This is a genomic window from Puniceibacterium antarcticum (genome assembly GCF_002760615.1).
Classification (GTDB): Bacteria; Pseudomonadota; Alphaproteobacteria; order Rhodobacterales; family Rhodobacteraceae; genus Puniceibacterium; species Puniceibacterium antarcticum.
Map to the genome: position 1 here is coordinate 12,640 of NZ_AWWI01000180.1, position 26,638 is coordinate 39,277.

Consider the following 26,638-nt stretch of genomic DNA (forward strand, 5'->3'; position numbering starts at 1 on the left):
GCCCTGCTATTTCCCTCAACAAGACACCTTTATATCGGTGCCGGTTGCGGTCCTTATGCGGGGGCGAGGCGGGTCTTTTCCCGTTGGAGCAGATCAGAAGCGCGCCGTTTTTGCAGAAGGCGGCAGGGAAGTCGCATCGTTTTGTTAGAAGATTTCGCGCCGACGGGGAATTTTCAGATCCTGACCTAACCCTATGGGCTCATGCGCTGAATTGCCTGCTTGTGCGCCAATGGAGTGGTGTGCACCCCCTGCCAGCAGGGGCGGATGAGCCCCGTCTTGCGCCGCCTTGCTGGACCTCTGTGGGGCTGATCGGGTTGCGCTGCTGGGTCGATACAGCTAGAAGCAGCTTTATCGCAGTGTATTTACCAGGACGGCCACAAGGTCGAATGGGCACCGCGACCGCCGCATAACCTGTAGGACGCGCCCTGCGCATTGGATGCCGATCCGGCGTCGCAATTGCCGTGGGCGATGCATGATCTGCGGCTTTTCTCAAGATGAGGGGAATTTCCTTCGTCTCATATTTCGCCCAATGGGACCGCGAAAACACGCTGGATATTTGATCCAGGTGAATGGCGACCCGTTGCAAATGCATATGGAAGGTTATCGGCCGATTTTTACCCACGACCCGAGGTGATTTGCCGCGAATGGCGAATGTAAAACCCAAATGGGAAACGCGGTGTGCCGGATTGCTATGCGCAGCACACCCAATTCACGCAATCGGACAGAGGAAAAATCCATGAACCACACACGAATTACAGCAATCGCCTTATGCGCCTTTGGCGCAATGCCTGCACTGGCAGAGGTCGAATCCGACGAACCCATCATCATCGTTCAGAACAACTGGACCAGTCAGCTGGTGCTGTCCAATGTTCTTGGTCAGATGCTGGAAAGCAAGGGCTACACGGTCGAATATACACCCTCGGACAGCCAGCTTCAGTTCAGTGCCCTTGCCAATGGCGACATGCATGTTCAGGTCGAGGCCTGGGAAGGATCGATGAAGGCAGCGTTCGAAAAGGGTCTTGAGGATGGCATGGTGGATGCCGGCACACATGACGCCGTCACCCGCGAGGAATGGTGGATCCCGAACTACGTTCTTGAGGTTTGCCCCAAAGCCGGCACCTGGGAAGGGCTGAATGCCTGCGCCGATATTTTCAAAACTGCCGAGACATCGCCGAAAGGCCGGTTCCTGGGACCGCCGGCGGATTGGGGCAAGAATTATGCGGCGCGGATCGAGGCGCTGAACATGGATTTTGTCGCGATCAACGTCGGGCAGGCGGCCACGCTGTGGGCGGAGCTGCAATCGGCATATGACCGCGAGGAGCCGATCGTTCTGTTCAACTGGACGCCGAATTTCATCGAAAGCAAGTTCGAGGGCCAGTTCGTCGATTTCCCGGAACCCGAGCCCGCCTGCTTTGAAGACAAGGCCTGGGGCCCCAACCCCGATGCCACCGGCGATTGCGGCGCTCCGAGCTCTGCCTGGCTGAAAAAGGCGGCATGGTCGGGCATGGCCGAAGAATGGCCCGGTGCCTGGTCGGTTGTCGAAAAGATGAACGTCAATAACGCGCAGATCGCCCGCGCCGCCCTGCTGGTGGATGTGGATGGCATGTCGCAGGAAGACGCGGCCACGCAGTGGATCAGCGAAAATCAGGATCTTGTCGACAGCTGGCTGAAGTAAGCGCCACGCGATCAGAAATGACTGGGATGGGCGCCAGGCTGCGCGCCCATCCTGTTCCCTATTGGAATCCAAAGGACCACCCGCATGAGCTCTGACGTCAAGATCCGCTGCAAGAACCTTTGGAAACTGTTTGGCCCGAACCCTGCGCGCTTTTTGCAGGACCATGACGGCAATCCAAGCGCTGAGGCGCTGGAAGAGGGCGGCTATATCGGGGCGGTGCAGGATGTGTCGTTTGATGTGCATGACGGCGAGATACTGGTCATCATGGGGCTGTCGGGATCGGGGAAATCGACCCTGATCCGCTGTATCAGCCGCCTCAACGATCCGACCTCGGGTGAGATGGATTTTGACGGCAAGGATCTGCTGAATGCCACGGCGGCCGAACTGATCGAGATCCGGCGCCACAAGATGGGTATGGTTTTTCAAAACTTTGGCCTGTTGCCCAACCGCGATGTGCTGTCCAACGTGACCTTTCCGCTGGAGATGCAGGGCATGGGCCGCGAGGCGCGCGAGGCCAAGGCGCGCGAGATGGTGGAGCTGGTGGGGCTTACGGGGCGCGAGGCGAATTTCCCCGGGGAGCTTTCGGGCGGGCAGCAGCAAAGGGTCGGGATTGCCCGGTCGCTTGCGGTGGACCCGGATGTCTGGTTCCTGGACGAGCCGTTTTCGGCGCTGGATCCGCTGATCCGCGCGGAAATGCAGGATGAATTCATGCGCCTGCAAAAGGTACTGAAAAAGACCATCGTGTTTATCACCCATGATTTCGAAGAGGCCGTGAAACTGGCGGACCGGATCGGGATCATGAAAGGGGGGCGCATGGTGCAGATGGGCACGCCCGAGGATATCGTGCTGAACCCGGCCACCGATTATGTCGCCGAATTTGCCCGCAATGCCCCGCATGAACGTATCATCACCCTGCGCGCCATCATGTCGTCGGACCGGGTGGTCACGGATGTGCCGCCGCTGAACGCCCGTGACCTGATCGGGGATGTGGCGCGACAGGTGCTGTCGTCGGAAACACCGATTGCCGTGGCGCATCGCGGGAAAATCGTAGGCTCTGTCGGGCGGGTGCAGATGCTGGACGGGCTTTACGGGCCAGAGGCGCAATGAGCCAGCCGTTTCAAATGCCACGTTTCCTCGCTGCCCCGCGCCTGCTGTCGCCGCGTCTGTCGCTGGCGCAGGTGCCGCTGATCTGGCAGTTTGCCGTGATCATTGCTTTGGGCCTTGCCCTGTCGGCGCTGTGGGGCGGGGCGTTGCGCTGGCCCGAGGCCTGGGTCATCCCGATGCGCGGATGGATCACGCGGTTTTTCGAATGGCTGGGCGAGGATGCCGGGATCGGCAGCTACAAGGTTCGCGACCTGACCCGGTTTCTGGCGGATCTGCTGGATCAGCCGCTGACCTGGGCGGAATATCTGCTGTATCGCGGTATCCGGCCGCTGGATCTGCCGCCGCTGCCGTGGGTGTCAATTGTGCTGGGCGCGGCTATTCTGGGCCATTGGGTGGGCGGCTGGCGGCTGGCGTTGTTTTCGGCCAGCTGCCTGTTGTACCTCGCAGTGTTCGGGTTGTGGCGTGACGGTATGCGCACCCTTACAATCGTGATTGTGGCCGTGCCCTTTGCGGTGAGCATCGGGCTGTGGCTGGGGATCTGGGCGGTGCGGTCACGCCGTGTGGCAGCGGTTGTCAGTCCGATGTTCGATCTTATGCAGGCCACACCGCATATGGCCTATCTGGTGCCTGTGGTGATCCTGTTCGGATTCGGTCAGGTGCCTGCGCTGATCGCCACAGTGATCTTTGCCATGCCGCCGATGGCGCGCTGCGTGATCCTGGCGCTACAGACCGTTCCGCCGGAAATCACCGAAGCGGGCACGATGTCGGGCTGCACGCCGCGTCAGTTGCTGTGGAAGGTGCAGATCCCTGCGGGCAAGCGGATCCTGATGCTGGGGGTCAATCAGGTTGTGATGCAGACGCTGGCCATGGTGGTGATTGCGTCTCTAGTGGGGGCGACGGGTCTGGGGCAGCAGCTTTTGACCTCGCTCCAGCAGCTGAAACTGGGTGCCGCGGTCGAGCAGGGGCTGGGGATCGTGATGATTGCCATCGTGCTGGACCGGGTGACGCAGGCCTGGGCGAACCGGCCCACGGATTATGCGGCGCGCGGGCGCAGCTGGCGTTTTCGCCACCGTCATGCGCTGGCCTTTGGTGCGGCGCTGATCGTGTCGTTCGCCTTGGCGGCGCTGTTCAAGGAAGCCTCGGTCCTGCCCAAGCGGCTGACTGTGACCTTTGGCACGCAGATGGACGAGGCGGTGCGCTGGTTCGCAAAGGTCAGCTATGACTACATCCAGCCGGTGCGGGATTTCATCACGGTTGAGATGCTGATCCCGCTGCGTGATTTCTGTCTGGCGGTGCCTTGGGTGGTCGTTGTGGGACTGGTCGGCGCGGCGGGGCTGCGTCTGGGCGGGCGCGGCACGGCGCTGCTGTGCATGGGTCTGGTTTTGGGTATCGTGCTGTTCGGGTTCTGGGAACCGGCGGTTCTGACCGTCTATCTGGTGTTTTCGGCGGTTGTGATCTGCGTCTGCATCGGGCTGCCGATCGGCATCTGGGCGTCCAGATCGCCGCGCGTGGCGCGCCCGGTCATGGCGATCTGCGACACGCTGCAGACCTTTCCGTCCTTCATCTATCTGATCCCGGTGATCATGCTGCTCAAGGTCGGGGATCTGTCCAATATCGTGGCGATCCTGGCCTATGCCACGGTGCCGTCGATCCGCTACACCTATCTGGGGCTCAGGCGCATTCCGGATGTGACCATCGAGGCGGCGATTGCCAATGGGGCCACACCACGCCAGCGGTTGTTCAAGGTCGAACTGCCCGTGGCCCTGCCCGAGATCATGCTGGGTCTGAACCAGACCATCATGATGGCGCTGTCCATGGTCGCAATCACTGCCCTGATCGGATCGCGTGATCTGGGGCAAGAAATTTACCGCGCGCTGCCCACGGCGGACACCGGGCGCGGCATTCTGGCGGGGCTCTCCATTGCCGCCATCGGGATCGTGGCCGACCGGCTGATCCAGGGCTGGGCAAACAAGCGCAAGAAACACCTTGGGGTTGGCTGATCCTGCATATTTCAATGACTGAAGGAAAACTGCCAATGACGAAACGTATTGCCGTGATCGGCGCCGGGCCGTCGGGGCTGGCCCAGCTGCGGGCCTTTCAATCTGCCGCACAGATGGGGGCCGAGATCCCTGAAATCGTCTGCTTTGAAAAGCAGGACAACTGGGGCGGCTTGTGGAATTACACTTGGCGCACCGGGCTGGATGAATTTGGTGAACCTGTGCACGGGTCAATGTATCGCTACCTGTGGTCGAACGGTCCGAAAGAGGCGCTGGAATTCGCCGATTATTCCTTTGAGGAGCATTTCGGCAAACAGATCGCATCCTACCCGCCACGGGCGGTGCTGTTCGATTATATCCAGGGACGGGTGCAAAAGGCGGATGTGCGCGACTGGATCCGTTTTCGCACCCCGGTGCGGGATGTGTCCTATGACGCGGTGACCGGGCTGTTCACCGTGACGGCACACGATCTGGTCGGGGATCACGCCTATGAAGAGGTGTTTGATCATGTCATCGTCGCCTCGGGCCATTTTTCGACGCCGAATGTGCCGGAATTCAACGGGTTCGACCGGTTCAACGGGCGGGTGCTGCATGCGCATGATTTCCGCGATGCACGGGAATTTGCGGGCAAGGATATCTTGCTTGTCGGCACCAGCTATTCCGCCGAGGATATCGGGTCGCAATGCTGGAAGTACGGCTGCAGATCGGTGACGGTGTCACATCGCACGGCACCGATGGGCTATGACTGGCCCGACAACTGGCAGGAGGTGCCCCTGCTGCAAAAGATCGAGGGCAACACCGCCACCTTCAAGGATGGCACCACCAAGGACGTGGATGCGGTGATCCTGTGCACCGGCTACAGGCATCACTTTGCCTTCCTGCCTGATGATCTGCGCCTGCAAACCGCGAACCGGCTGGCGACGGCGGATCTTTACAAGGGGGTGGTGCTGACGCACAATCCGGCGATGTTCTATCTGGGCATGCAGGATCAGTGGTTTACCTTCAACATGTTCGACGCGCAGGCGTGGTATGTGCGCGATGTCATTCTGGGCCGGATTGCACTGCCCAATGACCCTGCCGCGATGCAGGCCGATGTGACGGAACGAGTGGCGCGCGAAGATGCGGGGCAAAGCGATCATGATGCGATCTGCTATCAGGGCGATTACATCAAGGAGCTGATTTCCGAAACCGATTACCCGAGCTTTGATGTGGACGGCGCGAGCGATGCGTTCTTTCAGTGGAAAAAGCACAAGAAGGCCGACATCATGGGTTTTCGCGACAACAGCTATCGCTCGGTGATCACCGGGTCGATGGCGCCCGCGCATCACACGCCGTGGAAAGACGCGCTGGACGACAGTCTGGAAAGTTATCTGCAGAACTGAGTGATTTGGGCATGAAGAGAGAGGGGGCGCAGCGCAGGCTGGCGCCCCTTCTGGTTGTTGAACCTTACAGCGATGTCATGTGGCTGTCAGGGTGCTGACAGCGACGCTGCCCAGATGAAGAGCAGGGCAAGGTTGCGGTTGCATCTGCCGCAAGTTGCCCGGAAGAATTGTTATTGGAACGTGCCGGATGCCACCCTGCCGGGAACCCGGGGGGGCTGCGTCTGGTTGGTTCTGAGACACTGCATCCTGTCCCCGACGCGGACAGCTTGCGCCCCATGCGGGTATCGCGCCTGCGCTGCACAGAAGGAAGCCAACTCATGAACCTCAAAGACAAGGTCTGCATCGTCACCGGATCCGCCAGTGGCATCGGCCATGCCATCGCCAAGCGCTATGTTGCGGATGGCGCGCGTGTGGTGATTGCGGATCTCAAGCTTGACGCAGCGCAGAAGACCGCTGATGCGCTGACGGCCGCGGGGCCGGGCAAGGCGATGGCGGTCGAGATGGATGTGACCGACGAGGCGCAGGTGAATGCAGGCGTCGCAGAGGTGGTCAAGGCCTGGGGCGGGGTGGATGTGCTGGTGTCCAACGCTGGGATCCAGATCGTGCACCCGCTGCAGGATTTCCCCTATGATGAGTGGAAAAAGTTGCTGTCGATCCATCTGGACGGGGCGTTCCTGACCTCAAAGGCGGTGCTGCCGCATATGTACGCGGCCGGGTCGGGCAGCATCATCTTTATGGGATCGGTGCATTCCAAGGAGGCCTCCGCGCTCAAATCCGCCTATGTGACGGCCAAACACGGGCTTATGGGCCTGTCCAAGGTCATCGCCAAAGAGGGTGGTCCGAAAGGCGTGCGCTCCAACGTGATCTGCCCGGGATTCGTGCGCACGCCGCTGGTGGAAAAGCAGATCCCGGAGCAGGCCAAGGATCTGGGTATTTCCGAAGACGAGGTTGTGAGCAAGGTGATGCTGGGCGGCACGGTGGATACAGAATTCACCACGGTCGAGGATGTGGCGGAAATCGCCTGGGTGTTTGCCGCGTTTGAAACCAATGCGCTGACCGGTCAGTCGCTGAACGTATCACACGGCTGGTCGATGACCTGAGCTGAGGTCCGAACGGTTCACATCAAAAAGCCCGGCGCAGGGGATGCGTCGGACTTTGTCGTGTTCGGGATTGTTGGTCAGACGCGCTTGACCAGCCGTATCAGCGCCAGCAGGACGACCGCGCCGAGTGTGGCCTGAAGGATCGACGCGAGGATGCCGCCGCCCATGGCAAAGCCGAAATAGGGGAACAACCAGCCCGCGATAAAGGCGCCGATGATGCCGACCACGATATTGCCCAGAAGGCCGTAGCCGTAGCCCGAGACGATCAGCCCGGCCAGCCATCCAGCGATGGCACCGATGAGAAGAATGATAAGAATTGCCTGGAGTGCCATTTTGGCCCCTTTTTAAATATTTGACCGCAAGGCTGCGGGATGCGGATTTCGCCGGTATTTGCCTGTGTCCAACGCGGCACGGGGGGAAAGGTTGCCGACGAAACACGCTGGCCGCTCGCGGCAGCTGGTCTGGCGCGATTGCATGGATTTCGAACGATGCGGGTGGGATGGTAGGCCCGGCAGGACTTGAACCCGCAACCAAAGCGTTATGAGCGCTCTGCTCTAACCAGTTGAGCTACAGGCCCGCTGAGACCTGTGCATATCATCCGGGCGGCGCGGGTCAAGACAGAACCGGCGCAAAATGCGGCCAGAGGGCGTAGAGACCACTGCCATGCCCACCAAGGCTATCTGCGGCTGGCGGAGGGTGATTGAGGCGTTTACTGCGTTTTGGCTTAAACCTGGATCGGATATTCGCGGTCTCTCCCTTTGATTGAACGCGACATCGGATGCCCGTTGCCTTTGGTTAAACCCGAAACGCTGTAATTCATTCAACAGGCAAAAAGCTTTGTTCACATGAGCTGAGGTTAGTGTCAGAAAGGTCCCGGACCACGCCCATGCGTGCCAAGGTGCTTTCCTTCAATTCGCAGGTGCGCTAAAGCGCCGTAAATCTAGACGGGAGAGCGCCATGAGCAGCACAGAGACCGGCGGCAAGAACGGCATCACATATGCCGATGCAGGTGTGGACATCGATGCGGGCAATGCCCTGGTCGAGCGGATCAAGCCTGCGGCCAAGCGCACAGCGCGCCCCGGCGTGATGTCGGGTCTTGGCGGCTTTGGCGCGCTGTTCGATCTGAAAGGCGCCGGGTACACTGATCCGGTTCTTGTGGCGGCGACCGACGGTGTGGGCACCAAGCTGCGCATCGCGATCGACACCGGTCATGTGGATGGCGTGGGCATTGATCTGGTTGCCATGTGCGTAAACGATCTGGTCTGTCAGGGTGCGGAGCCGCTGTTCTTTCTGGATTATTTCGCAACAGGCAAGCTGGACACCGACACGGCCGCGCGGGTGATCGAGGGCATTGCCGAGGGCTGCGTGCGGTCCGGCTGTGCGCTGATCGGGGGCGAGACGGCGGAAATGCCGGGGATGTATCCGGCGGGCGACTTTGACCTTGCCGGTTTTGCCGTCGGTGCGATGGAACGGGGCAGTGAGTTGCCTGCCGGTGTAGCCGAGGGCGATGTGCTGCTGGGACTGGCGTCGGACGGCGTGCATTCCAATGGTTATTCGCTGGTGCGCAAGCTGGTCGAGGTTTCGGGGCTGGGCTGGGACGCGCCGTGCCCCTGGTCGGAGCAGAGCCTTGGTGCGGAGCTTCTGACACCGACGCGCCTGTATGTGCGGTCGGCCCTTGCGGCTGTCCGGGCGGGTGGCGTGCATGCGCTGGCGCATATCACCGGTGGCGGTCTGACCGAAAACCTGCCGCGTGTCCTGCCCGAGGGGCTGGGTGCGACGATCTATCTGGACGCCTGGCAACTGCCGCCGGTCTTTGCCTGGATGGCCGAGACGGGGGGCATGGCGCAGGCAGAACTACTCAAGACCTTTAACTGCGGTGTGGGCATGATCGCCGTTGTTGCGCCGGATCAGGCCGAAGCGCTGACCGCGTTGCTGGCCGAAGAGGGCGAGAGCGTCATTCCGCTGGGCTATGTGAGCGGCACACCGGGCGTGCAGTATCAGGGCGACCTTGCGTGACCAGACGGGTTGCTATTCTGCTGTCTGGTGGCGGTTCCAACATGGTGGCGCTGGCGCAGAGCATGACGGGTGATCACCCGGCGCGTCCCGTGCTGGTGATGGCCAACAGTGCGGCGGCGGGCGGGCTGGACAAGGCCCGCGCCATGGGGATCGAGACCGATTTTGTCGATCACCGCCCGTTCAAAGGTGACCGGGCCGCGTTCGAGGATGCGCTGCATGCCCGTCTGGTGCAGGCCCAGCCGGATATCATCTGTCTGGCCGGGTTCATGCGTGTGCTGACTGAAGGCTTCGTGCGGCGCTGGCAGGGCCGGATGCTGAACATCCACCCTTCGTTGCTGCCGAAATATCGCGGATTGCACACCCATGCCCGCGCGCTTGAGGCGGGCGATGCACAGCATGGCTGCACGGTGCACGAGGTCACTCCGGAGTTGGACGAAGGTCCGGTACTTGGACAGGCGACAGTGCCTGTAAACGCAGAGGACACGCCCGACACATTGGCCGCGCGTGTCCTTGTGATGGAACATCAGCTTTATCCGGCGGTGTTGCGTCGGTTTGCTGGTGGCGACCGCACAATGGTGCGGCTACCTTAGCCCGTTTTGGGATCACCCTGAACCAGAATCAGATTTCGCGTTCGCCCCAAAAGGGTGGCCGCATCTGTCTAGATTCAGTTTGAACCCGAAACGCTTTAGCGCAGTGACACCGAGGTGGCGGCATTGCCGTGCCAGCCTGTGGCCGGAATTTCCGACGTCGGGGCCATCAGGGCAGGGATACCCATCAGGACAACAAGCGCAATTGCCGTCAGCGCGGCCGCAAGGGTCGAACGGTCCATCGCCGCGCGGCGCGGCGTTGCAATGTGAAAATCAAGTGTGGTCATGGGGTTAGCTCCGATCCATGAAGTCAGGATCAGGGTATAGCGATCCGGTAAGCGTTATGAAAATGAATGTTTTGTGTAAGGTTAATCACAAATATTGATGGCTGTGGCCGGGCGCCTAATTTTGCCATAAAGTGGATGTTTGATGCGGAAGATGAGGTCCTGCTTTCCCTGACAGAGGACACAATCCTTCATTCTGTCGGGATTGGGGGTTGATTTACGTGAAGACCGCTTTGATCTATCGCGAAAAATTGTTTACGACATGTTTTCAACAAGAATGATAATCGCCCGGAGCCCGAATGAAGACGATAACGACGACTGAGGAGCTGGCGACCTTCTGCGAAGGAGCCAAGGGGCAGGCCTATATCACTGTGGATACGGAATTTCTGCGGGAACGGACCTATTATTCCAAGCTTTGCCTACTGCAGCTTGCCTTGCCGGGCCGGGATGACAGCACAGCGGTGCTGGTGGATCCGCTTGCCGAGGGGCTGTCGCTGGAGCCGCTGATGGATCTGTTCCGCGACACGTCGGTGGTCAAGGTGTTCCACGCGGCCCGTCAGGATCTTGAGATCTTTTATGTGGATCACGGAGTGATTCCTGAGCCGATGTTCGACACGCAGGTTGCGGCGATGGTCTGTGGCTTTGGTGAGCAGGTCGGTTACGAGACGCTGGTCAAGCGGATCGCCAAGGAAGGGTTGGACAAGTCCTCGCGCTTTACCGACTGGTCGCGGCGTCCGCTGTCGGATGCGCAGAAGGTCTATGCGCTGGCCGATGTCACCTATTTGCGCCAGATCTACGAATTCCTGTCGGTACAGCTGGCAAAATCCGGCCGCACCCCGTGGGTTGAGGAAGAGATCACGCTGCTGACCAATCCCGAGACCTATATCACCCGGCCCGCCGAGGCCTGGCTGAAGATCAAGACACGCTCGACCGCGCCGCGTTTTCTGGCGATCGTGCGGGAACTGGCCGCTTTCCGCGAGAGCTATGCGCAGGAACGCAACATCCCGCGCAGCCGGGTCTACAAGGACGATGCGCTGGTCGAGCTCGCCTCGACCAAGCCGCAGAGTTACGAGGATCTTGGCCGTTCGCGTCTGCTGCTGCGCGAGGCCCGCAAGGGCGACATTGCCGATGGGATCATCGCGGCAGTGACGCGCGGCCTGGAATGCCCCAAAGAAGATCTGCCGCAGCCCGACATGAGCCGCGACAAGATGCAGGTCAACCCGGCGCTGGCTGATCTGCTGCGTGTCTTGCTGAAGGCAAAGACCGAAAGTTCCGGGGTTGCGTCAAAGCTGATCGCGCCCGCGTCCGATCTGGATGCCATTGCGGCAGGACTGCGCGATGTGCAGGCTCTGACAGGCTGGCGGCGCGAGGTCTTTGGCGCGGAAGCGCTGCGGCTGTGCGAAGGGCGCATCGCCCTTGCCGCGAAGGGCAACCATGTGGAAGTGATCGAAATCTGATCGGGGCGGCGCAGACAGCGCCGCCTTTTTCACCTTGGCCCGTTTTGTGATGTTGCGCCGACCCCAAGCCCGACGAAACCTCAGCCCGGCCCGGATGGGGCCAGGCTGCGATTATAAGAGCAGATAGATCTGCGGCGCGGTCTTAGCGGCGGGCGGTCTGCTCGTTGCTGCGAGCAATCACACGAATCGTGCTGACACCGGCAAGTTCCTGATCGGTGAGCCAGAGGGCCGCTGTCACGGTGCGCGACCAGTCATTGGTATCACGCGGGCCATTGGTCTGCAGAGCGCTGAGCGTATAGCTCAGGGTGCCGGGCTGATCGGGCACGGGCACAAGGCGCACATCGAAGGGACCCTGACGGTCAGCGATACCGCTGGCCCGGATGATCGCCCCACCGGCGCGGCGTTCGATCAAAAGTTCGGAGACTGTCGCAATCGGCTGACCGACATAGGGTGGGGGAGCCTTTTTGGCGCCCAGAAGATTGAAGCGACGCTCTGCCGGGATCAGAGGGTTCACGGTGCTGTCCGGGTTCTGGACGGCCACAGGTTGGGAGCGGGCGCCACCGAACCAGTTCATCGGATTGACCCGCGAGTCGCGCACGGTGCTGCAACTGGTCAGCAGCACTGCTGAAACCGTCAGGATCATGAGGGGTTTGAACATGCAACTGCTGCCTTTTTTCTACTGCCTGAGGGATAGCGCAGTGCGCGCCGGTTGAAAAGCCTCCCCAAGAGGGCTGGACCTTTATCGGGGGGGCACTTAGGTCAGGACCAAGGACACGAGGAGTGATTTCATGGCCCAGGCGGCATTTGAAGACGTGGTCGAGGATTTCGAATTCCTTGAGGATTGGGAAGATCGCTATCGCCACGTGATCGAGCTGGGCAAGGCGATGGCGCCTTTGCCCGATGCGTTGAAAGTTCCGGCAACCAAGGTTGATGGCTGCGCAAGCCAGGTCTGGCTGCATCCGGCGGTGAGCGGTGGTGCATACCATTTCCAGGGTGACAGCGATGCGATGATCGTGCGCGGTCTGATCGCCGTCTTGCACCGGCTTTATGACGGATTGCCTTTGGCCGAAGTCGGCAAGGTTGACGCGCGGGCCGAACTGGGGCGGTTGGGGTTGAACGACCATCTGTCGGCGCAGCGCTCTAACGGGTTGAGCGCGATGATCGAGCGGATCCGGATCCAGGCGGCTGAGGCGGTCTGACCCTCTGATGTTGTGCCTTTCGTCAGGGCAGGAGTGAGGGGCCAGCCCCTCACACTCCCCGGGATATTTAGGGGCAGATGAAACCGGGGCTTTGGGCGCGGGAGACGTTTGGGTCTATAGAGTCCGGCCTTTCAGGTGAACGGCGCTTTTTGGGTCGGTGGCGGAGCCGACGGGCCGCCCAGAGCGGAGTCTGGTTTTGCGATGTTGGCTGTATTGGCTGAAAGGTCAGTGGCGTCAGGTCGACAGCGTGGAGCCTTTGCGGGATCTAGGTGTTGCCGCTGCCGGTGAAGCGGGCCGCGTCAGCAGCGGCGCGGCGGATGGCGTTGGATTTGTGCACGGTTTCCTGATACTCCGCTTCGGGGTCGCTGTCATAGACGACACCACCACCGGCCTGAATGTAGAGTTTCTGATCTTTCAGGATCGCCGTGCGCAGGGCGATGCACATGTCCATGTCACCACCGGCGCTGAAATATCCGACACCGCCCCCATAGACGCCGCGCTTTTCTGGCTCAAGCTCGTCGATGATCTGCATGGCGCGTACCTTGGGCGCGCCCGAGACGGTGCCTGCGGGCATGCCTGCGAAAAATGCCGAAAGGGCATCCTGATCTTCCGCCAGCTCGCCCGTCACGTTCGAGACGATGTGCATCACATGGCTGTAGCGTTCGATGATGAACTGTTCGGTTGGCTTCACCGTGCCGATCTTGCTGACCTTGCCGGTGTCGTTGCGGCCCAGATCCAGCAGCATCAGGTGTTCTGCCAACTCCTTTTTATCGGCCAGAAGCTCCAGTTCGTTCGCCTTGTCCTCTTCCGGGGTGGCGCCGCGGGGGCGGGTGCCGGCGATGGGGCGGATGGTGACCTCGCGGCCAAAGACCCGCACGAGGATTTCGGGGCTGGCACCGATGACCTGAAAGCCGCCGAAGTTGAAGTAGAACATGAAGGGCGAGGGGTTGGTGCGCCGGAGCGAGCGGTAGAGCGTGAAGGGCGGCAGCGGGAAATCCTGCGTCCAGCGCTGGGACGGAACAACCTGAAAGATGTCGCCTTTGCGGATATAATCCTTCGCCGTTTCCACGGCGGCCTTGTAGGCGTCGGGGGTGAAGTTGCTGACCGGCGCGCCGACCTCCTGCGCCTCGCCCAGATCGCGGCTGGCCTGCGGCATGGCACGTTCCAGATCGCGCATGGCGTCCATCACACGCTCAGCCGCCTGGGCATAGGCGGCGCGGGCGGACAGACCGTCATTGATCCATGCGGGGGAGACCACGGTCACCTCGCCCTTGACTCCGTCGAGCACGGCGACAACCGATGGGCGCATCATCACCGCATCGGGCAGGCCGAGCGGATCGGGGTTCACGTCCGGGAGGTGTTCGACCAGCCGGATCATGTCATAGCCGAGATAGCCAAACAGACCGGCGGCGGCCTGGGGCAGGTCCTCTGGCAGGGCGATGCGGGATTCCGCGATCAATGCACGCAGGGAGGTCAGCGGATCGGCGTCCACGTCCTTGTACGCCTCTGCATCATAGCGCGCCTGCCGGTTCAGGCGGGCGGTGGTGCCGTGGCACTGCCAGATCAAGTCTGGCTTCATCCCGATGATCGAATACCGTCCACGCACCTCGCCTCCGGTCACGGATTCGAGCATGAAGGCGTCCTTGGCCGCCCCAGTCAGCCGCAGCATCAGGGAAACCGGCGTGTCGAGGTCGGCGGCGAGGCGGGCGTAGACAACCTGATTTTCGCCGGCCTTATAGGCCTTGGCAAAGCTGTCGTAATCGGGGGTCAGGGCCATCGGGTTACTGTATCTGTGCGTGGACGGCGTTCAGCGCCTGCTGGTTGATCCGAACCCCGGCGCGGGACTGGATATCCGCGGACAGGGCGCCATAGACATCCTGCGCCACATCATTGGCCGCCTGCTGGCGCAGCTGATCGGCAAGTGCCTTGCTGTCGTCAGCCTCGGGGTCGACCGGGATCACCTCGTCCAGACGCACCAGCGTGACCTGTCCATTGCCAGGCAGGATGCGGATCTGGGCAGGTTCCATTTCAAACACCGCAGTCAGCAGACCGGGGGGCAGGTCGGTGACCTTTGCATTGCGGGTCAGACCCTCCTCGACCGTGATGTTCAGGCCGAGATCGCTGAAGGTTTGCCCGTTGCCCACCTGCGCGACAAGCGCTTCGGCGGCTTTGGTCAGTGACTCTGTCGCCTTCTGGCGATCAAGTCCGGTGCGCACGCGGTCGATCACATCCGCAAGCGGCAGCGGGGCTTCGGGCTGAACCTCGTCCAGACGCAGGGCAAAGAGGCCGCCGTCGCCCAGTTCGGTGATCTCGGGGAAGTCGCCATCCTGCACAGCCTGCGCCGCCTCGCGGAAGGTGTCGTAGCCGGCGATGCCATCTGCAGCTTCGCCCGCCCAGTCGATCTGACCCAGTTGCATTTCCGTATCGGCGGCCAGCTGTTCCAGAGTCGCGCCCCCGGCCAGTTCGTCATCAAAACTTTGTGCCTGGGTTTCGATCACGCGGCGGGCGCGGTCGAGCGCCAATTCATCATTGAGTTGATCGCGCGCTTCTTCGAACGGGGTGACCTGTGCGGGCAGCACGCCGTTCACCCGGAACAGTGCCGCGCCAAGCGAGGACGGCAGCGGGCCGACGACCGTGCCGGGTTCGGCGGCAAAGACGTCTTCGCCCGCAGCGCCCAGCGAGACAAGGGTGGCATCGCCCAGATCGACATCGGCAAGGTCCAGACCGCGATCACTGACAAGGGTTTCAAAATCCGTCTCACCTGCATCGATGCTTGCCTTGGCGGCCTGTGCGGCAGCGTCATCGGCGAATACGAGGCGTTCCACCAGCCGACGTTCGGGCGTGTTGTACTGGTCGCTGCGTTCGTCATAGGCGGCGCGCAGGGCATCCTCGTCGACCTCGACCGTATCAAGGAGCATCGCCGGGGTGATCCAGGCGTAGGTGATGACCTTGGTTTCGGGCCGGGTGTACTGATCCGTGTTGGCGTCGTAATAGGTTTGCAGCTCTTCATCCGTGGCGACGGGCAGGCCAGTTTGCAGGCTGCTTTCATCCAGTGTCGCATAGGTGAAGGCGCGCTTTTCACCAGCATAGGCCAGCAGCGTGTTCACATAGGTGTCGGGCAGAGAGGTTCCTGCCAGCACGGCGCCCTGAAGGATGGTGCGGGCGGTTTCGTCGCGCATTTCCGCCTCGAAGGCGGTTTCGGTCAGGCCTGCATTGCGCAGGGCAAAGCGATAGGATTCGCGGTCGAATGTGCCATCGACACCTTGAAAGGCCTTGATGCGGGATAGGGCCTGCGCGAGCTGCTCGTCACCTACGGAAAGGCCAAGCTGACCTGCCTCGTAATCAAAGGCCTTTGCGGTGACCAGCTGCGAGAGCACCTGCTGCGTCAGGCCAAGCTGTTCGGCCTGTGCAAAGGGCATAGCCGATCCGGTCTGTGCCTCGAAGGCGCGCATTTCGTTCTGGAGCGCCCGTCCATACGCCTCGATCGTGATGTCCTTGTCACCGACAGAGCCCACGCTGCGGGCTGTGCCAGACAGGTTGGTGGCGCCGAACCCGGCAAGGCCCACCATCAACATCAGCAGAATAATCCAGACAAAGGTCTTTGACAGATTGCGGGCCTTGAATGCCATGAAAGAGGCGCTCCTTGGGTTTCTTGTGGCCTCGTGTCTATGCGGTGACGTGCGGGGGGGCAAGGGGCCAGTCGAGTGCCGCGAGCCGATCAAAAAGCTGTCCGATGCCGTCGCGATCCACATTGGCAAAGGCGATGCGGAACTGTCGGCCCCCTGCGGGGTCATCTTGGGGCATGAACATGGTGCCGGGCAAGGTCAGCACGCCGGCCTCTTGCACCAGTTTCGGGGCGAGTTTGTCCGAGGCTTCGGCAAAGGGATGCTGGAGATAGGCAAAATAGGCGCCGACCCCCATCAGTTTCCAGCCCTTTGCCGCGAGGCGCGGCATGTTTTCGGTGATCGCGGCACGGCGGTCCAAAATCTCGGCCCGTTCACCGGCGAGCCACTGGCCAAGGTTCTGTAGCCCCCAAAGGGCGGCACGCTGGCCAAGTTGTGGCGCGCAGATCGACACGGTGTCGAGAAACTTTTCGATCTCAAACAGGATGTCGGGATGCGCGATCACAGCGCCGACGCGATGGCCGGTGAGGCGGTATGCCTTGGAAAAGGAATAGAGCTGGATCAGGGTGTCGTCCCAGTTGTCGTTGCTGAGCAGGGTATGGGGAGGTGTCGGGCGGCTGTCGAAGTCGCGGTACGTTTCATCGACCAAGAGTTTGATGCCGGTCTCCCGCGCAAGGTCGAAGAAGGCCTGCAGGGTTTCGCCTGGATATTCTACGCCGCCGGGATTGTTCGGCGAGACAAGCGAGATGGCACGGGTGCGGGGGGTGATCAGTTTGCGTGCGGCTTGGGCATCGGGGATCAGATCGGGGCCGGTGGCCAGTGGTATGGAAGTCACGCCGGACATATCGAGCCACATCTTGTGGTTGAAATACCAAGGGGTTGGCAGGATGACCTCATCCCCTTCGTTACAGAGCGCGGTGATCGTCGCGGCAAAGGCCTGATTGCAGCCTGCCGTTATGGCGATCTGATCGGCGCGGGCGGGCCCGTCGTAATGGGCGGCCCATTGTTTTGCGAGTTCCTCGCGCAGGGCGGGCATGCCAAGGACGGGGCCATAGAGATGGGTGGCCGGATCTTCGAGCATTTCGGCCATGGCGGCGCGCATCTGCGGCGGGGGGGCATCGACCGGGGCGGCCTGGCTGACGTTGATCAGCGGGCGGTCTGCCGGAAAGGTCACACCGTCCAGCCAGCGGCGCGCCTCCATCACCGGAGGTGGGAAGGTTGTTGCGGTGCGGCTGGTCATTTTGCGGTGTCCTTTGTGGTGAAGTACAGAGTTGAGGGGCCAGCCCCTCAAACTCCCCGGGATATTTATGGACAGATGAAGGGAGGAGTCACGCAGGGAAAGGGGATTTTGCGGCTTAGTGGCTGGAATGTGGCGAAAAAAACCGCTCGACCGAGATCAGGCTGATCACGATGAGATCAATCCCCGAGAGAAACAGAAGGGCCGTGTCGCGGGTGTGGAGGTATTCGGCGAGCTGATAGAGCACGAGCCCCAAGAGGACGGCCATGGCCACCGGATAGGCATGGCGCAGGCGCAGGAAGATGGCGGTAATGACGCCAAAGCTGAGCGCGCCGTGGCCCATGAGGTAGAGGGCATAGAAGGCGTTGGTCTGCGCGGGAAGCGCTAAGGCCCAGGTGTTCAGCGCGGGCATCAGAAAATGCAGCGGGCTTTGCAGCAGCCGCGCCTGGCTTATTCCGCTCACCAGCCTCACAAGACTGTCTGCGGGCGCAAGCCAGAGGCCCAGACCCGCGCAGAATTGCAGCAGCCCGACGCTGGCCTTGGACAGCAGGCCCAGACGGTAGAGGCTTGCGATTGCGCCGGGACCGCGGGGCAGGGGCTGAAGCTCAGCTGTCATCAATCCCGGCCGCGATAGGGTTCCACGTATTGCAGCGCCATGTCCCAAGGAAAGAAGATCCATGTGTCCTGGCTGACCTCGGTCACGAAGGTATCGACCATCGGTTTGCCCATGGGTTTGGCATAAACCGTGGCCACATGGGCCTTTGGCATGTGCTTGCGCACCACTTCGAGCGTGCGGCCGGTATCGACGAGGTCATCCACGATGAGCACGCCGGTGCCGTCGCCGATAAGGTCCATGTCGGGGGATTTGATCACGCGCGGTTCTGCCTGGGTTTGGTGATTGTAGGACTTGACCGAGATGGTGTCGACGGTGCGGATGTCAAGTTCACGCGCGACGATCATCGCAGGGGTCATGCCGCCCCGTGTGATGGCCACGACGGCGCGCCAGCCGGTGTCCTGCGGGCCTTGAGTCTGCAGGCGCCAAGCGAGGGCACGGGCGTCACGGTGCAGCTGGTCCCAGCTGACGTGGAAGCCTTTTTCATGGGGCAGGCGATCGGTCATGGCTGAGGGCTCCTTGAGGTCAGTCAGGTGAGGGCAATTTTAAGGCCGAATCCGGCGATCAGAAGGCCGAAGCTGCGGTCGATCCAGGCTTTGGCCTTGATATAGGCGGCGCGGGCCCTGGTCAGCGAAAAAAGGCGGGCAACGGTGATATACCACAGGGTTTCGTTGAGGAAGATCACCGCAAGCAGGGCGGCGCGTGCTGCAAAAGACGTGTCCACAGGCACGAGGCCGACAAAGACCGCGCCAAAGAACACGGCCGTCTTGGAGTTGGTCGCAAAGGTGAGAAAGCCGAGCCGTATGGCGCTGAGGCTGCTGCGCGGGGCGAGATCGCTGCGGTCCGGCAGGGGCGCGCGGGCGTGGCGCCACATCTGGATCGCGATCCAGATGAGAAAGGCGCCGCCGATGATCTTGAGCGCGGCAAACAGTGCCGGAACCAACTGGAACAGCAGCGCGAGGCCTGCCATCGCCGCCGCGGCCCAAAGTGCGGCACCGAGGCCGAAGCCGAGAGCAAGTGCTGCGGCCGTTGCGAAGCCTTCAGAAGCGGCGGTGCGCGCGGCGACGACGAAGGAGGGGCCTGGGCTGATCGCGGCGGCGAGGTGGATCAGGACCACCGTCAGGAAGGCGGTGAGCGTCATGTCAGCGCGACACAAGCAGACGCAGGCCCAGCAGGCTGAGGACCCCGGCGGCGATACGGTCTAACAGGGGTTTCAGCCGCAAGTAGCCCGCACGGGCAGGGGCTGTGCCAAGTGCCAGCGCAAAGCTGCTATAGGCGAGCAGTTCGACGGCGAGATGGTTTGCAACGATCATCGCCTTGGAGCCAAGCGAAAGATCTTGGGGAAAGATCACCAGCAGCACGGCAGAGGCAAAGAGCACGGATTTGGGATTGCCGAGGTTGACCATCAGCCCCCGGCGGAAAGCATGGCCATGGGGCAGGGGCGCGTTGCTGGCGTCAAGAGGCTGCCGGGCGTCGCGCCAGAGCGTATAGGCGACCCAGAGCAGGTAAAGCGCGCCAAGGGTCTTGATCGCCACATAGGCGAAGGGAAACAGGGTAAAGACCGTATCAAGCCCAAGAAGCGCTGCACTGGTCCAGATGGCGGCCATGAGGCTGAGACCGGCACCTGTGGCGATGCCAGCGCGCGGCCCCGACACCAGAGAGGTGCGCAGGGCCAACAGCAAGGCGGGGCCGGGACTCGCCAGAGCCGCGAGCAGCGTGAGATTGAAGGCAATCAGATGCGCGGCGTCGAGCATGGGTCTTATCCCTTGGCGATATCGGGGGCGTCCACGGCCTTCATTCCGACGACGTGGTATCCGGCATCGACATGCAGCACCTCACCGGTGGTGCCAGAGCTGAGATCGGAGAGCAGGTATAGTGCAGAGCCGCCCACATCATCAATGGTCACGTTACGACGCAGGGGTGAGTTGTATTCGTTCCATTTCAGGATGTAGCGGAAATCGCCGATACCGGAGGCAGCAAGTGTCTTGATCGGGCCGGCGGAGATGGCGTTGACGCGAATGCCGTCCTTGCCCAGATCCTCGGCCAGATAGCGCACGGACGCTTCGAGGGCGGCTTTGGCGACGCCCATGACGTTATAGTGCGGCATGACCCGTTCGGCACCGTAATAGGTCAGGGTCAGGCAGGAGCCGCCACGGTTCATCATCTTTTCCGCGCGCTGCACAACGGCAGTGAAGCTGTAAACCGAGATATCCATCGATAGGGTGAAGTTCGCACGGGAGGTGTCGACATAGCGGCCGCGCAGTTCATTCTTGTCGGAAAATCCGATGGCATGCACAACAAAATCGAGCGTGCCCCAAGTTTCCCTGAGGCTGTCGAACAGCGCATCAATCGATGCCTCATCACCCACATCACAGGGCAGCACAATGTTCGACCCCAGAGACGCGGCAAGAGGATCCACGCGTTTCTTGAGCGCATCACCCTGGTAAGAAAACGCAAGTTCCGCACCGGCATCGCCCAGTGCCTTTGCAATTCCCCATGCGATCGACTTATCGTTAGCCAGGCCCATGATAAGACCCCGCTTGCCCGCCATTAAATTATTTGACATCTGGAAACTCCACCCGACTTGTTGCACGTCCTTTAGGCGATAGGACAGGCACCATCAAGGGCGGGAATGCCCGCTTCATCCCCAAGGAGAGCCCCAATGAGTGACAGAGCCGGAATTTTCGCAGGTGACGACCCCTTTGAGATCGCGCAGCGTTGGCTGAACGAGGCGGAGCAAACCGAGATAAATGATCCCAATGCCATCGCACTTGCCTCGGTTGACGAAGGCGGGCTACCCAACGTGCGCATGGTCCTGCTGAAAGAAATTGAGGCGAGTGCATTTATGTTCTACACCAATTACGATAGTGCAAAGGGTCAAGAGATCGCTTCAACGGGAAAGGCGGCGTTCGTCATGCATTGGAAGTCTTTGCGTCGTCAGATCCGGGTGCGTGGATTGGTGTCCCGGGAAGATGGTCCTCAGGCCGATGCATATTACAAGAGCCGCTCTCTCAAAAGCAGACTTGGGGCCTGGGCATCTAGGCAGTCGCAGCCACTTTCCGGTCGGGGGACGCTGATGGCAGAGGTTGCAAAGGTCACGGCTCTGAAGGGGACCAACCCAGACAGACCATCGTTTTGGGGAGGGTTTCGTCTCGTGCCGCTTGAGATCGAATTCTGGGCTGATGGTGACTTCAGATTACACGACCGTTTTGTCTGGCGTCGGCAAAGCACCGCTCAGGCGTGGCAGGTGACGCGACTGAGCCCATGACATTCACGTTACTTAAAATGTATTGAAGTCAAAAAAATAAGGGCAAATTTTCTTGCAATCATCCCCGCAATTGTCGCAAGACACCTCAAGGGATTTAACATGTGGACACACGTTGAAACAGAATGAGACAGAGACGCAGCGCGTTCTGGGAAAGGTAAAATGGTTCGATCCGGTCAAGGGCTTCGGCTTTGTGATTCCCGACATGGGCGGACCAGACATCCTTCTTCATGCGAATGTGCTAAGGAATTTTGGGCAGGGGTCGGTTGCCGATCTCGCCACGATAGAAATGGGTGTTCAGGCGACAGAGCGTGGGTTCCAAGCCGTCGAGATTTATCGGATTGAGCCGCCCGCTGGTGGCTCGGAGCTTCCGCTTGCGGATTTCGAGGAAATCGACCCGGAAATCATTCGCTCAGCACCACTCCAACCTGCGCGTGTAAAGTGGTTCGACAAGGCCAAGGGCTTTGGCTTTGCAAATATTTTCGGCAAGCCCGAGGATGTCTTTGTGCATGTCGAGGTGCTTCGCCGGTCAGGTCTTGCCGATCTGGAGCCTGGAGAGGCATTGGCGATCCGGGTGATTGACGGTAAACGTGGCGCAATGGCCACGGAGGTATCTGCATGGGAAGCCGCATTAAAAATTTCGTAACAGGGGTCTTGGGGGCGCTTTTGCTTTCGACGGGCGCAGCCCAAGCGGAGGCAAAGTGCCGCGATGATACGGTCTGGCTGCGCGGTGACTGGGGGTCCGCCCGGTTTGGCGTTAAGGTTGCAGACGATGCAGAGGAACGCGCGCGCGGATTGATGTTTGTTGAAAAGATGGCGACGGGCACGGGGATGTTCTTTGTCTACCAGCGCCCACAGGTCGCGAACTTCTGGATGAAGAACACGCTAATTCCGCTGGACATCATTTTTGCCGATTCCCGCGGGGTCGTGCAGACCGTTCACCCCAACGCTGTCCCGGGCGATCTGACCCCGATTCCCGGCGGCAGTGGGATTCAGTATGTTCTGGAGATCAACGGCGGGCTTGCGAAGTCGCTTGGCATCGTGCCGGGAAGCGTTTTTCAGCACCCCGGTATCGTGCAGGATACGGCGGCTTGGGCCTGTCCGACGCCCTGAAATGAAAATTTCAATTTACGGGCTTTTCAATTCCCGCCCCTGTCGCTAAACGAGCATCATGTTCGGGGCGTAGCGCAGCCTGGTAGCGCGACGGTTTTGGGTACCGTAGGTCGTAGGTTCGAATCCTATCGCCCCGACCATTTTCCAGCCAGTGACATCGATATGCACACCTGTTCCAGATCGGCTGGATGGGAGTGCACTATATCTATGTTTGGCCGGGACATCCCTTACAGAGGTATAATCATGCAAGACTCCTTGGACAGCACTGTGACCAGAGGCACGCGAATCCTTCAAGGGGTGTCGTCATGACGCCGGCGGCGCGTGTGCAGGCAGCGATCGAGGTTCTCGACCGGATCTCTGCGGATCTGGCGGCCGAACAGGCGCTGACCAACTGGGCGCGTGGCGCACGGTTCGCCGGGTCCAAAGACCGCGCGGCGGTGCGCGATCACGTCTACGATGTTTTGCGTCAGCGGCGCAGCGTTGCTGCCCTCGGGGGCGGCGAAAGCGGGCGGCAGAGCATGCTTGGCCTTCTGCGTCTGCAGGGTGTGGCCCCGGAGGCGCTTTTCACTGGGGATGGCTATGGCCCCGTGCCCCTGTCCGAGGAAGAGCTGCAGGCCGGCCAGCCCGCCGAAGGAAACGCAGCGCTGGATTTGCCCGACTGGCTGGCGCCGCGGTTCATTGCCGATCTGGGGTCAGAGGCCGAGGCTGTTGCCGAGGCGCTGAAAACACGTGCTCCAGTGTTTCTGAGGGTCAATCAGGGCCTGACTTCCGTACCCCAAGCCATTGAGGCCCTATCGGAAGAAGGTATTACAGCTGCTCCCCATGCGCTGTCACCGCAGGCCCTGATGGTGACGGGGAATCCCCGCCGTGTCGCGCAGTCTGATGCCTATCTGAATGGTTGGGTCGAGCTGCAGGATGCGGCCAGTCAGGCGGTTGTGGATCTGTTGCCGCTAGAAAGCGGTCAGCGCGTGCTGGATTATTGTGCAGGCGGCGGTGGCAAGACGCTGGCCATGGCGGCCCGCCTGAACGGCCCCGTTGATGCGCATGACGCCAATCCTGGACGGTTGCGGGATTTGCCGGTCCGCGCCGAGCGGGCAGCGGCGAATGTCAGCATCGTTGATCAGCCGGACGGCGAGTACGACCTTGTCCTGTGCGATGTGCCCTGTTCGGGCAGCGGTGCCTGGCGCCGCTCGCCCGAGGGAAAATGGACGCTGACGCCGGAAAAACTGGCAGCCGTCCAAAAAGTTCAAGCACAGATCCTGCGCGAGGCTTCAGGGTTCGTGCGGTCCGGAGGGTGTCTGGCTTATGTGACCTGCTCTGTTCTGCGCTGCGAAAACATGGATCAGATCGAATCCTTCCTGAAAGATATGCCGGATTGGGCTGTTGGGCCGTCGCGCCATTTTCTGCCTGCCGATGGCGGGGATGGATTTTTTGTTTCCTGCCTCACGCGTGCGTGACGGCGGGCCTTAAGTCCGACCTGTTCTGAAACGTCGTCAATCCGGGGATTACATTCGACCTTAAGTCTGCATTAACCTTTGCCAGTCCAAGTTCGACTATGCTGCTCTGCAGTTGGTTTTCCTGGAAGGTCCATGCACGGTGATTGAGGCCATTATGTCCGTTCATGATGCGGGCCCGCATCGGCGCAACGTCCTGTGGCGTGTTGCGCTGATCGTCACGTTGGGTGGCGTCTGCTTTCTTGGGGCGGCCGTTGCACCGGGCCAGGCCAGTCAGCTTGGCCTGGCGGCTGCAGGTGCGGCACTGGCGGCTGTGGGCTGTTTCAGCTGGGGTCTTTCGCAGATGTCACGCTGGTCGCGCCAGCGGATGTTCCGGCTGGTGTCGAATTTCATTGAACGCGACAGTGCCCCCTGCATCATCTCTGACATTGATGGTGCCATCATTTATACCAATGCCGCCTCGCGCAGCCGCTATGAGCCTGAAAAGGGGCAGACAATCACCGCTCTGCTGCGCCCGACGCTGGCCAATCCGGGGGCGGTCCTTTACCGGCTGCAAAGCAGCGCGTCCGACAAGGTGGTGGCAACCGAGGATGTGGCGATCCGGGGCGGTTATATCCGCGTAAGCGCACGGTCCATGCCTGACCGATGTACGCTGTGGCGGTTCGAGTTCTTTGATGATGGTGCGGCCAATTCGGTATTTGGGTATGGGACACCTGTGCTGACGCTTGGGCGCAATGGCGCGATCCTGTCGATGAACGAATCGGCGCGCACGCTGATCGGCAAACGGCCCAACCGGTTGAGCGAGGTATTCCCGGAGCTGCCTTTGCGCCCGGGTGCCGCCAACGCAGTGACAACAAAGGATGGTCGCAGCCAGTTCCTCATAAGCGAGATAGGAATAGGGTCGGGGCGGGAAGAGCTGCTGCTGTTGCCGCTGCCCGATACACTGGTGGCGCGGGATCCCGATACGGATTTTGAAACGCTGCCGGTGCCCTTGCTCAAGATCGACCCCGAAGGTGTCATCGTCAGATCAAACCGAGAGGCGCGCAAGCTTCTTGACACCCAAGGGACGGAAAAAAGAGTCTTGTCGGATTTTATGGAGGGTCTGGGCCGGTCGATCAAGGACTGGCTGGCCGATGCGGCCGCGGGGCGCAGTCTGAACCGTTCGGAATTCCTGCGGCTTACCCGGCCGGATCGGGAGGTGTTCGTTCAGGTCACGCTCAATCGCGTGATAGAAAAGGGATCTCCGGTTCTGGTGGCGGTTCTGAATGACGCGACCGAGCTCAAGACACTTGAGGCACAATTCGTCCAGAGCCAGAAAATGCAGGCCATTGGTCAGCTCGCGGGCGGCATCGCGCATGATTTCAACAATCTTCTGACAGCGATTTCCGGACATTGCGATCTGCTGCTGTTGCGCCACGATCAGGGTGATCCGGACTACAGCGACCTTGTGCAAATCAATCAGAATGCCAATCGCGCGGCTGCTTTGGTCGGACAGCTGCTGGCATTTTCGCGCAAGCAGACGTTGCGTCCCGAGGTGCTGGACCTGCGCGACGCGCTGTCGGATCTGACTCACCTTCTCAACCGTCTCGTGGGCGAGAAGGTTTCGCTGAACCTGCGGCACGATCCTGCGTTGCCGCCCATCCGGGGCGACAAGCGACAGCTTGAACAGGTGATGATGAACCTCGTGGTGAATGCGCGCGATGCCATGCCCAAAGGCGGCGTGATCGAGATTGAGACCGAGCGCGTGTTTCTGAAAGAGCCGCTGACTCGTGATCGCGCAGTGGTCGCACCGGGTTCTTATGTCTCTGTGAAGGTGACGGATGCTGGAATGGGAATCCCGGCGGACAAGCTTCAGAAGGTGTTCGAGCCGTTTTTTACCACCAAACGACCTGGCGAGGGTACGGGACTTGGACTCTCCACCGTCTACGGGATCGTGAAACAGACCGGTGGTTTCATTTTTGTCGACAGCGTGCCAGGGGCTGGCAGTTGTTTCACGCTTCTTTTTCCCAGTCATGAAGTTCCACAGGGAGTTGTTGAGCCTTTGCCGAAAAAAGAGATCAAACCCAGGGCGCGCCAGGGTGACGGCGTGGTTCTGCTGGTCGAGGATGAGGCTCCGGTACGGGCCTTTGCCTCTCGGGCGCTGCGGTTGCGGGGCTATACGGTGATCGAGGCGGAATCCGCCGAGGACGCCTTGCGCACACTGGATGACCTTGGGCTTTGCGTGGACATCTTTGTGACGGATGTGGTGATGCCAGGTATGGACGGTCCGACATGGGTCAAGCGGGCCTTGGAAACCCGGCCTGATGTGAAGGTGGTCTTTGTGTCTGGCTATGCCGAAGAGGTGTTTGGCGAGGACAAGAACCGGGTTCCGAATTCGGTCTTCTTGCCGAAACCCTTTTCGCTGAACGAGCTGACCGAGACTGTCTATCAGCAATTGTCCTGACGGGGGCGTGTGAAGCAATCCATCAAGATCCTTAAACGGTGTCGGCGGCGCAAACGGGCTGCTGCCTTAAGCGGCGTGTGGTGACGGTG

General features: G+C 60.9%; 25 protein-coding genes and 2 tRNA genes. 15 read left to right on the forward strand and 12 right to left on the reverse strand.

Annotated features, from left to right (window positions below; genetic code table 11):
* Positions 1 to 736 precede the first annotated feature (736 nt).
* The 5 genes from P775_RS25125 to P775_RS25145 all read left to right on the forward strand — a co-directional run bounded on the left by P775_RS25125 (position 737) and on the right by P775_RS25145 (position 7,258).
* A complete protein-coding gene (locus tag P775_RS25125) occupies positions 737 to 1,675 on the forward strand; it encodes an ABC transporter substrate-binding protein (RefSeq protein ID WP_099913554.1) in 939 nt (312 codons plus the stop codon).
* 84 nt (positions 1,676 to 1,759) lie between these two features.
* Positions 1,760 to 2,782 (forward strand): quaternary amine ABC transporter ATP-binding protein, encoded by a 1,023-nt coding sequence (locus P775_RS25130; protein ID WP_099913555.1) that lies wholly within the window; start codon positions 1,760 to 1,762, stop codon positions 2,780 to 2,782.
* Between the two features lie 14 nt (positions 2,783 to 2,796).
* The gene (locus tag P775_RS25135; RefSeq protein ID WP_180287577.1) at positions 2,797 to 4,779 is read left to right on the forward strand and encodes an ABC transporter permease; all 1,983 of its coding nucleotides are present in this window, start codon (positions 2,797 to 2,799) and stop codon (positions 4,777 to 4,779) included.
* A 35-nt stretch (positions 4,780 to 4,814) separates the two neighbouring features.
* The gene (locus P775_RS25140) at positions 4,815 to 6,158 is read left to right on the forward strand and encodes an NAD(P)-binding domain-containing protein (protein WP_099913557.1); all 1,344 of its coding nucleotides are present in this window, start codon (positions 4,815 to 4,817) and stop codon (positions 6,156 to 6,158) included.
* A gap of 317 nt (positions 6,159 to 6,475) precedes the next feature.
* Positions 6,476 to 7,258, forward strand: coding sequence for a 3-hydroxybutyrate dehydrogenase (locus P775_RS25145; RefSeq protein ID WP_099913558.1), 783 nt, complete (start codon positions 6,476 to 6,478; stop codon positions 7,256 to 7,258).
* A gap of 77 nt (positions 7,259 to 7,335) precedes the next feature.
* Here P775_RS25145 and P775_RS25150 read toward each other — a convergent pair whose 3' ends face one another.
* Together P775_RS25150 and P775_RS25155 are read right to left on the reverse strand one after the other, a co-directional pair.
* Positions 7,336 to 7,590, reverse strand: a complete 255-nt coding sequence (locus P775_RS25150) for a GlsB/YeaQ/YmgE family stress response membrane protein (protein WP_099913559.1) — start codon at positions 7,588 to 7,590, stop codon at positions 7,336 to 7,338.
* A gap of 168 nt (positions 7,591 to 7,758) precedes the next feature.
* Positions 7,759 to 7,835, reverse strand: a tRNA-Ile gene (locus P775_RS25155).
* Positions 7,836 to 8,215: 380 nt separating this feature from the next.
* Here P775_RS25155 and purM point away from each other — a divergent pair.
* Together purM and purN are read left to right on the forward strand one after the other, a co-directional pair.
* Positions 8,216 to 9,274, forward strand: coding sequence for a phosphoribosylformylglycinamidine cyclo-ligase (purM, locus tag P775_RS25160; RefSeq protein WP_099913560.1), 1,059 nt, complete (start codon positions 8,216 to 8,218; stop codon positions 9,272 to 9,274).
* Positions 9,271 to 9,864 carry a phosphoribosylglycinamide formyltransferase gene (gene purN, locus P775_RS25165; protein ID WP_099913561.1) on the forward strand — a complete coding sequence of 198 codons (594 nt, stop codon included), beginning with the start codon at positions 9,271 to 9,273 and terminating at the stop codon, positions 9,862 to 9,864. The genes purM and purN overlap by 4 nt, the downstream gene beginning before the upstream one ends.
* Positions 9,865 to 9,959: 95 nt before the next feature.
* Here purN and P775_RS25170 read toward each other — a convergent pair whose 3' ends face one another.
* Positions 9,960 to 10,148, reverse strand: a complete 189-nt coding sequence (locus P775_RS25170) for a hypothetical protein (protein ID WP_099913562.1) — start codon at positions 10,146 to 10,148, stop codon at positions 9,960 to 9,962.
* A gap of 296 nt (positions 10,149 to 10,444) precedes the next feature.
* On the opposite strand from P775_RS25170, the gene rnd reads away from it, so the two are divergent.
* Positions 10,445 to 11,602: a ribonuclease D gene (gene rnd, locus P775_RS25175; protein WP_099913563.1), complete on the forward strand. Its 1,158-nt coding sequence runs from the start codon at positions 10,445 to 10,447 to the stop codon at positions 11,600 to 11,602.
* 142 nt (positions 11,603 to 11,744) lie between these two features.
* Here the strand turns inward: rnd and P775_RS25180 are convergent, their stop codons facing one another.
* Positions 11,745 to 12,260, reverse strand: coding sequence for a hypothetical protein (locus P775_RS25180; RefSeq protein ID WP_099913564.1), 516 nt, complete (start codon positions 12,258 to 12,260; stop codon positions 11,745 to 11,747).
* A 130-nt stretch (positions 12,261 to 12,390) separates the two neighbouring features.
* Here P775_RS25180 and P775_RS25185 point away from each other — a divergent pair, with 130 nt between their 5' ends.
* A complete protein-coding gene (locus P775_RS25185; protein ID WP_099913565.1) occupies positions 12,391 to 12,801 on the forward strand; it encodes a SufE family protein in 411 nt (136 codons plus the stop codon).
* A 265-nt stretch (positions 12,802 to 13,066) separates the two neighbouring features.
* Here P775_RS25185 and trpE read toward each other — a convergent pair whose 3' ends face one another.
* The 8 genes from trpE to fabI all read right to left on the reverse strand — a co-directional run bounded on the left by trpE (position 13,067) and on the right by fabI (position 20,840).
* On the reverse strand, positions 13,067 to 14,578 hold the full coding sequence (trpE, locus tag P775_RS25190; protein ID WP_099913566.1) for an anthranilate synthase component I: 1,512 nt from the start codon (positions 14,576 to 14,578) through the stop codon (positions 13,067 to 13,069).
* Between the two features lie 4 nt (positions 14,579 to 14,582).
* The gene (locus P775_RS25195; RefSeq protein ID WP_099913567.1) at positions 14,583 to 16,430 is read right to left on the reverse strand and encodes a peptidyl-prolyl cis-trans isomerase; all 1,848 of its coding nucleotides are present in this window, start codon (positions 16,428 to 16,430) and stop codon (positions 14,583 to 14,585) included.
* A gap of 37 nt (positions 16,431 to 16,467) precedes the next feature.
* The gene (locus tag P775_RS25200) at positions 16,468 to 17,664 is read right to left on the reverse strand and encodes an aminotransferase (RefSeq protein WP_099913568.1); all 1,197 of its coding nucleotides are present in this window, start codon (positions 17,662 to 17,664) and stop codon (positions 16,468 to 16,470) included.
* Positions 17,665 to 17,779: 115 nt separating this feature from the next.
* Positions 17,780 to 18,277 (reverse strand): DUF2127 domain-containing protein, encoded by a 498-nt coding sequence (locus P775_RS25205; RefSeq protein ID WP_180287578.1) that lies wholly within the window; start codon positions 18,275 to 18,277, stop codon positions 17,780 to 17,782.
* Complete coding sequence (gene gpt, locus P775_RS25210; protein ID WP_099913570.1) at positions 18,277 to 18,780, reverse strand: xanthine phosphoribosyltransferase; 504 nt, start codon at positions 18,778 to 18,780, stop codon at positions 18,277 to 18,279. The genes P775_RS25205 and gpt overlap by 1 nt, the downstream gene beginning before the upstream one ends.
* Before the next feature lie 23 nt (positions 18,781 to 18,803).
* On the reverse strand, positions 18,804 to 19,415 hold the full coding sequence (locus P775_RS25215; RefSeq protein ID WP_099913571.1) for a LysE family translocator: 612 nt from the start codon (positions 19,413 to 19,415) through the stop codon (positions 18,804 to 18,806).
* Position 19,416: 1 nt separating this feature from the next.
* A complete protein-coding gene (locus tag P775_RS25220; protein ID WP_099913572.1) occupies positions 19,417 to 20,028 on the reverse strand; it encodes a LysE family translocator in 612 nt (203 codons plus the stop codon).
* A gap of 5 nt (positions 20,029 to 20,033) precedes the next feature.
* On the reverse strand, positions 20,034 to 20,840 hold the full coding sequence (gene fabI, locus P775_RS25225) for an enoyl-ACP reductase FabI (RefSeq protein ID WP_099913573.1): 807 nt from the start codon (positions 20,838 to 20,840) through the stop codon (positions 20,034 to 20,036).
* 96 nt (positions 20,841 to 20,936) lie between these two features.
* Between fabI and pdxH the strand changes: the two genes are divergently transcribed.
* From pdxH to P775_RS25255, 6 genes are all read left to right on the forward strand, one after another.
* Positions 20,937 to 21,542 carry a pyridoxamine 5'-phosphate oxidase gene (gene pdxH, locus P775_RS25230; protein WP_099913574.1) on the forward strand — a complete coding sequence of 202 codons (606 nt, stop codon included), beginning with the start codon at positions 20,937 to 20,939 and terminating at the stop codon, positions 21,540 to 21,542.
* A gap of 112 nt (positions 21,543 to 21,654) precedes the next feature.
* Positions 21,655 to 22,185, forward strand: coding sequence for a cold-shock protein (locus P775_RS25235; protein ID WP_099913575.1), 531 nt, complete (start codon positions 21,655 to 21,657; stop codon positions 22,183 to 22,185).
* A complete protein-coding gene (locus P775_RS25240; RefSeq protein ID WP_099913576.1) occupies positions 22,158 to 22,652 on the forward strand; it encodes a DUF192 domain-containing protein in 495 nt (164 codons plus the stop codon). The genes P775_RS25235 and P775_RS25240 overlap by 28 nt, the downstream gene beginning before the upstream one ends.
* A 63-nt stretch (positions 22,653 to 22,715) precedes the next feature.
* Positions 22,716 to 22,792, forward strand: a tRNA-Pro gene (locus P775_RS25245).
* A gap of 165 nt (positions 22,793 to 22,957) precedes the next feature.
* Positions 22,958 to 24,109, forward strand: coding sequence for an RsmB/NOP family class I SAM-dependent RNA methyltransferase (locus P775_RS25250; RefSeq protein WP_099913577.1), 1,152 nt, complete (start codon positions 22,958 to 22,960; stop codon positions 24,107 to 24,109).
* A 154-nt stretch (positions 24,110 to 24,263) separates the two neighbouring features.
* The gene (locus P775_RS25255; RefSeq protein WP_099913596.1) at positions 24,264 to 26,549 is read left to right on the forward strand and encodes an ATP-binding protein; all 2,286 of its coding nucleotides are present in this window, start codon (positions 24,264 to 24,266) and stop codon (positions 26,547 to 26,549) included.
* Positions 26,550 to 26,638 lie beyond the last annotated feature (89 nt).